Below are 6,311 nucleotides of genomic sequence, written 5' to 3'. Positions count from 1 at the left end.
CGTAAGCAGGAGGATGGTCCTCCTGCTTACGGCCCGATCGGCTCGAAGCTTTAATCAAACCCGCCAGCCGCTCGGCCAGCGGGTTCATGCTCAGGACTCCAGCGCCTTCACGTGAGTGATGACCTCGCCGATGGCCTCTTGCGCGCTGCCGTACAGCATGCGGCAGTTGTCCTTGTAGAACAGCGCGTTCTCGATGCCCGAGTAGCCTGCACCCTTGCCGCGCTTGACCACGATGACGTTGTGCGCCATATCGACGTTCAGGATCGGCATGCCGTAGATCGGGCTGGTCTTGTCGGTACGTGCGACCGGGTTCACCACGTCGTTGGCGCCGATCACCAGCGCCACATCCACCTGCGGGAATTCGGCGTTGATCTCCTCGAGGTCGAAGATCTTGTCGTAAGGCACACCCGCTTCGGCCAGCAACACGTTCATGTGGCCAGGCATGCGGCCCGCCACCGGGTGGATGGCAAACGCGACTTCCACGCCGCCTTCTTCAAGCAGCTGCGCCATCTCCCACACCTTGTGCTGGGCACCCGCCACCGCCATGCCGTAACCCGGCACGATCACCACCTTGGAGGCGTAGCGCATCACCGAGGCCGCATCCAGCGCGGAGAACTCCTTCATCGTGCCTTCGATCGCCTCGCCCTCGCCAGCGGCAGCACCGCTGATCGGGGTGAAGATGACGTTGGTGATGGGACGGTTCATGGCCTTGGCCATCAGCTGCGTGAGCAGCGTACCCGCGGCACCGACCACCGTGCCGGCCACGATCAGCGCCGGGTTGGCGAGCACGTAACCCTCCAGACCCACCGCCAGACCGGTGAAGGCGTTGAGCAGCGAGATCACCACCGGCATGTCCGCGCCGCCGATCGGGCAGGTCAGGATCACGCCCAGCGCCAGAGCGAACACGAAGAACAGGATGATCATGGCCGAGGACGGCACATCAGAGATGATGATCACCAGGCCCAGCAGCGCGGTGAGCGCGGCCATCACGATGTTCACCAGGTTCTGCTGCGGCAAGCGGAAGGCGTTCTTCATGATGCCTTGCAGCTTGGCGTAGGCGATGCACGAGCCGGAGAAAGCGATCGAGCCGATCAGCGCCCCCGCCACCGCCAGCGTGGCCACGACCGGACCATGCACCTCGCCACGGGCAAATTCGAGCGCCGCGATCGCCGCCGCTGCGCCACCGCCCATGCCGTTGTAGATGGCGACCATCTGCGGCATGTCGGTCATCTTGACCGTCTTGCCGCTCCACCATGCCACCGAGCCACCGGCGACGATTGCCAGCACCATCAGACCGACGTTGCCCAGACCGGGAGTAAAGAAGGTGACCACGGTCGCAGCGACCATGGCGTAACCTGCCCACACGATGCCCTTGCGGGCCGTAACCGGCGAACTCATCGCCTTCAGGCCGATGATGAAGACGACGGCCACGACGAAGTAGGACGCGTTGATGAACCAGTTCGCCATTTATGCGCTCCCCTGCTTCTTGTTGCCACCCTTGAACATCGCCAGCATGCGCTCGGTGACGACATAGCCGCCCGCGGCATTGGCCGCACCGAGAAATACCGCGACGAATCCGATCACCAGCTGCACCGGGTCCTCCGGGTCGGCATGACCCAGCACCACCATCGCACCCACCAGCACCACGCCGTGCACGAAGTTCGAGCCCGACATCAACGGTGTGTGCAGAATCACCGGCACACGCGAGATCACCTCGTAACCGGTGAACGCGGCCAGCATGAAGATATACAGCGCTGCAAATCCTTCCATGGTCGTCTCCCTTAGAGGTCCAGAACCTGCTTGACCCCGGCGTGGCGAACTTCGCCCGCGTGAGTCAGACAGGCACCGGCCATCACCTCGTCTTCCCAGTCCAGCGCCAGCGCACCGTCCTTGATGAAGGGCGAAATGAAGTTGAACAGATTCTTGGCATACATCTCGGACGCGTGCACCGGCATGCGGCTGGGGATGTTGACCGGCCCGATGATGAGTACGTCATTGATCCACACCTTCTCGCCGGCCACCGTGCCTTCGACGTTGCCGCCGGTTTCAGCCGCCATGTCGACGACCACCGCACCCGGCTTCATCCTGGCGATCATGTCTGCGGTGATGATGCGTGGCGCACGCTTGCCCGGCACTGCAGCCGTGGTGATCAGCGCATCGGCCTGGGCGACGGCCTTGCCGAGGCGTTCAGCCTGTTTCGCCTTTTCTTCGTCGGTCAGCTCACGCGCATAGCCGCCAGCGCCCGCGGCAGACACGCCGGTGTCGACGAACTTGGCGCCGAGCGACTCGACCTGCTCGCGCGTATCCGGTCGCACATCGTAGGCCTCGACCATGGCGCCGATGCGGCGCGCGGTGGCGATGGCCTGCAGGCCCGCCACCCCGCAGCCGATCACCAGCACCTTGGCCGGACGGATGGTGCCCGCTGCATAGGTCAGCATGGGGAAGAACTTGGGGCTGTGATCGGCAGCGATCAGCGCGCACTCGTAACCCGCAACCGCACCTTGCGAGGACAGCGCGTCCATGCTCTGCGCCCGCGAGATGCGTGGCAGCAACTCGAGTGCGAAGCTGGTGATCTGGCGCTCGGCGAGCTGGCGCGCGCGCTCGGCGCTCGCCCACGGCTGCAGCATGCCCAGCAGCACGCTGCCGGACTTCATCGTGTCGATGATCTCCGCAGGCGGCGGCTGTACGCAGAACACCACATCCGCTTGCGCGCAGATTTCGGCGGCGGTATCGGCAAACGTGACTTCAGCGAACGCATCGTCGGCAAAGTGCGCTGGCACCCCCGCGCCCTTTTGCAAGACCACCGTGGCCCCCAGGCCCTGATATTTCTTCACCACATCCGGCACGACCGAAAAACGTCGCTCGCCCTCAGCAGTCTCCGCTAGCACTCCGATGATCAGAGGCATAGGCTGTTTCTCCCTATTGCTTGGCATGTAAATGCAGGAATCACGCAACTCGCCGGAGTCGCCTGTTGTTATGTGGTCCCGCCCTATGTGCTGGGCGACCGGCACCGCAACGATATTACCGTCATTCGCGCAACGAGCAATAACACAAATGGACGAGCCCGCAGGCGTCCACGTACGCGGGCTCGCGTGCGCCCGGCCGCAGTCGGTGGGTTCAGCGCGCTGAAGATGGAGGCGCGACGAGCTTGACGATGACCAGGGAAATATTGTCCCCGCAGCCGCCGCCACGCTCCCTCGCCAGCTGAATCAGGCGTTCGGCTGCAGCGCGCGGGGTGTGTGCGCGGAGGGTGGAGGCCAGCTCGAAATCGGTAAAATAGGCCCACAGGCCATCGGAGCACAGCAGGAAGCTGTCGCCCGCATCAAGCTTGTCGGCACAGCCATATTCGATGCGCGGCTCACGCTCGCTGCCGAGACAGGACAGCAGCACGTTACGCTGCGGATGCTTGAGCGCGCCGGCCTCGTCGAGACGCCCTTTGCGCATCAACTCCCCAACCAGGGAGTGGTCGCCGCTGCGCGCGACCGTCTGGGTGTCACGAAAGTAATACAGGCGCGAGTCACCGCAATGCGCCCAATAGGCCTTGCCCTGCTGCAGCAAGAAGGTGACCGCGGTGCTGTGCGGATCCTTCTCGCTGGTGAATCGAGTCAACTTGATGATGGTGTGGGCCTCATCGATGATGCTCGACAGCAACTCCTGGGGCGCTTCATGCAGCGGCGCGTAAGACTCGAAATTCTGCTTCGCCCGCATGATGACCTGCTCCGCAGCCATCGCCCCGCCGCTGTGACCACCCATGCCATCAGCCAGCACGGCCATCATCATGCCGGGCCGTTTGGGATGCGCAAAAAGGCTGACGCGATCCTGTTGCTCAGCGCGATTTCCGATATGCATGGCGACACAGGTTTCGGCTGAGAAAGCCATGAGGGAAGCCTTTGTAGGGACCCGCGAATCATAGCAACCACGCACGGAGGCGGACGTCCCGCAGACGGCGGCAATACGCTCCCCGAACTGGGCAGCGTGACGAAATGCACACTCGCGCTTATTTTGCGCCCTGCACGAGAGCCGGCGCGGGCTACTCGGACACGTTTGCTACCATGACGCTTCGATGCCGCGCGCCATCGCATCACCTGCTTGCCTCCCTCCTCCATCCACCCCTGCTCCCACTCGCCCCCCTCCGATCACACCCGCCATGACCGATCGCGCCCGCCTTGAACATTTGTTGCCCTTCCTCGGCTGGCCACGCCACTGGGGCGGCGGCGGGCTGCGTGGCGACGTGATTGCGGGCCTGACAGTGGCGCTGGTGATGATTCCGCAGTCGCTCGCCTACGCCAAGCTGGCCGGCCTGCCCCCGCAGGTGGGCCTGTATGCGGCCCTGCTGCCGGCGGTGGTCGCTGCGCTGTTCGGCTCATGCGGCCAGCTGTCCACCGGACCGGTGGCGCTGAGCGGGCTCCTGGTCGGCGCCAGCATCCTGCCGCTCGCCGGCGGCGATCCCACCCGCGCCCTCGCCCTCGCGTTGCTGCTGGCGCTGCTGTCCGGCCTGATTCAGCTCGCGCTCGGTGTACTGCGCCTGGGCTGGCTGCTGAACCTGCTGTCCGTACCGGTGCTGATGGGCTTTGTGAACGCCGCGGCGCTGATCATCTGCCTGACGCAGATTCCGCCCCTGTTCGGCGTCTCGATGGCGCAGACCGGACCTCTGGTGCTCGATTTCGCCCACTTGCTCATCGACGGCCGCATGCTCCACGTACCATCGGCCGCCTTTGGCCTGGGTGCGCTTGCGGCGCTGGTGCTGTTCAAACGGTTCGCACCCCGTGTGCCCAGCGTGCCACTGGTGGTGGCGAGCGCAACCGCCCTGTCCGCCTGGCTCGGCTTCGAGGCCAATGGTGGTGAGGTCATCGGTCATATCCCGCAGTCGCTGCCTGCACTGAGCCTGCCACCGCTGCAACCTGATCTGGCAATGACGCTCATGCCCGCCGCCTTCGTGGTGGCGATGGTGAGCTTCATGGAGGCCGCCTCCAGCGCCAAGCTCATCTCCGGACGCACCCGCCAGGCCTGGGACCAGGATCAGGAACTGATTGGCCAGGGTATGGGCAAGATTGCCGCCGCCTTCACCAGCGGCATGCCGGTGAGCGCATCGTTCTCGCGCTCGGCCTTGAACTACGCCAGCAACGCGCGCACCGGTCTATCGTCGGTGGTCACCGCGGGCCTGATCCTGCTCACCCTGCTCTACCTGACGCCACTGCTGTGGCATCTGCCCAAGCCTGCGTTGGCCGCGGTCATCCTGCAAGCAGTGGGCGGACTGCTGGACCTCAAGGTGCTGCGCCGCGCCTGGCGTACCAACCGCGACGATGGCGCAGGCGCAGCCGTCACCTTTGCCGCCACGCTGGCCTTCGCCCCCAATATCCAGAACGGCATCTTCACCGGCCTCATCCTTACCCTGGCCTTGATGGTGTATCGCGGCATGCGCCCACGTGTCGCCCTGCTTGGCCTGCATGCCGACGGCAGCTATCGCGACCTGCAGCGCTTCGGCCTGCCTCACCCCCATCCACAACTGGTGGTGCTGCGCTTCGATAGCGCACTCAGCTTCGTCACTGCGGCGCCCTTCGAAGACGGCATGTTGCGTGCCGCGCGCGCCCAGCCTGACGTGCGCATCGTGCTGGTGTCGGCGGCCGGCATCAACGACATCGACGCCACCGGCCTCTACACCCTGGCAGGACTGATGGAGCGCTTCCATGCTCAAGGCCAGTCCATTGCCTTTTGTGGCCTCAAGAAGCAGGTCATCGACGCCATGGAGCGCGACGGCTTGTGGGCGCGCATCGCCGAGCAGGCGAGGTACCGCAGCGAGCAACAGGCCATCACCGCCCTGGTGAAAACGCTGGCGGCGGGCAGCCCGGCGTGAGGGATGCCCTCCACACCGACCTTGCCGCCTGCAGGCGTCGCCCATACCATTGAACGGCATTGACTTTCTCGGAACCGCTGGTTAAAGTTCTCGATTGTTTGAAAACCCATCAACTGGAGCAACACCATGTACGCGGTGATAAAAACCGGTGGCAAGCAGTATCGCGTTGTCACTGGCGAAAAGATCAAGGTAGAACAGATACCGGCCGACGTGGGTTCCGAAATCACCATCGACCAGGTGTTCATGGTCGGTGAAGGCGAGTCGGTCAAGATCGGCACGCCAGTGGTCAGCGGAGCTTCCGTCACGGCGACCGTGGTTTCCCACGGTCGCCACGACAAAATCAAGATTTTCAAGATGCGCCGCCGCAAGCACTACCAGAAGCATCAGGGGCATCGTCAGAATTACACCGAGCTTCGCATCGAAGCGATTTCGGCCTAAGCGAAGGAGGTAATCCGAC

General features: G+C 64.2%; 6 protein-coding genes. 2 read left to right on the top strand and 4 right to left on the bottom strand.

The annotated features are described in order from the left end of the window. Window positions 1-90 precede the first annotated feature (90 nt). From M622_RS30635 to M622_RS30620, 4 genes are all read right to left on the bottom strand, one after another. Window positions 91-1,467 carry an NAD(P)(+) transhydrogenase (Re/Si-specific) subunit beta gene (locus M622_RS30635; protein ID WP_021249477.1) on the bottom strand — a complete coding sequence of 459 codons (1,377 nt, stop codon included), beginning with the start codon at window positions 1,465-1,467 and terminating at the stop codon, window positions 91-93. Next, window positions 1,468-1,770, bottom strand: coding sequence for an NAD(P) transhydrogenase subunit alpha part 2 (locus M622_RS30630; RefSeq protein WP_021249476.1), 303 nt, complete (start codon window positions 1,768-1,770; stop codon window positions 1,468-1,470). Window positions 1,771-1,781: 11 nt separating this feature from the next. Continuing rightward, window positions 1,782-2,906, bottom strand: coding sequence for an NAD(P) transhydrogenase subunit alpha (locus M622_RS30625; protein WP_021249475.1), 1,125 nt, complete (start codon window positions 2,904-2,906; stop codon window positions 1,782-1,784). A gap of 211 nt (window positions 2,907-3,117) precedes the next feature. Beyond that, window positions 3,118-3,879, bottom strand: a complete 762-nt coding sequence (locus tag M622_RS30620; RefSeq protein WP_021249474.1) for a PP2C family protein-serine/threonine phosphatase — start codon at window positions 3,877-3,879, stop codon at window positions 3,118-3,120. A 268-nt stretch (window positions 3,880-4,147) separates the two neighbouring features. Between M622_RS30620 and M622_RS30615 the strand changes: the two genes are divergently transcribed. Both M622_RS30615 and rplU read left to right on the top strand, forming a co-directional pair. Next, window positions 4,148-5,854: a SulP family inorganic anion transporter gene (locus M622_RS30615; RefSeq protein ID WP_021249473.1), complete on the top strand. Its 1,707-nt coding sequence runs from the start codon at window positions 4,148-4,150 to the stop codon at window positions 5,852-5,854. Between the two features lie 126 nt (window positions 5,855-5,980). Further along, a complete protein-coding gene (gene rplU, locus M622_RS30610; protein ID WP_021249472.1) occupies window positions 5,981-6,292 on the top strand; it encodes a 50S ribosomal protein L21 in 312 nt (103 codons plus the stop codon). Window positions 6,293-6,311 lie beyond the last annotated feature (19 nt).

The organism is Thauera terpenica 58Eu (genome assembly GCF_000443165.1).
GTDB lineage: Bacteria > Pseudomonadota > Gammaproteobacteria > Burkholderiales > Rhodocyclaceae > Thauera > Thauera terpenica.
Note: the sequence above shows the minus strand (reverse complement) of the source record. Positions and strands in the feature narration are given on the sequence as shown.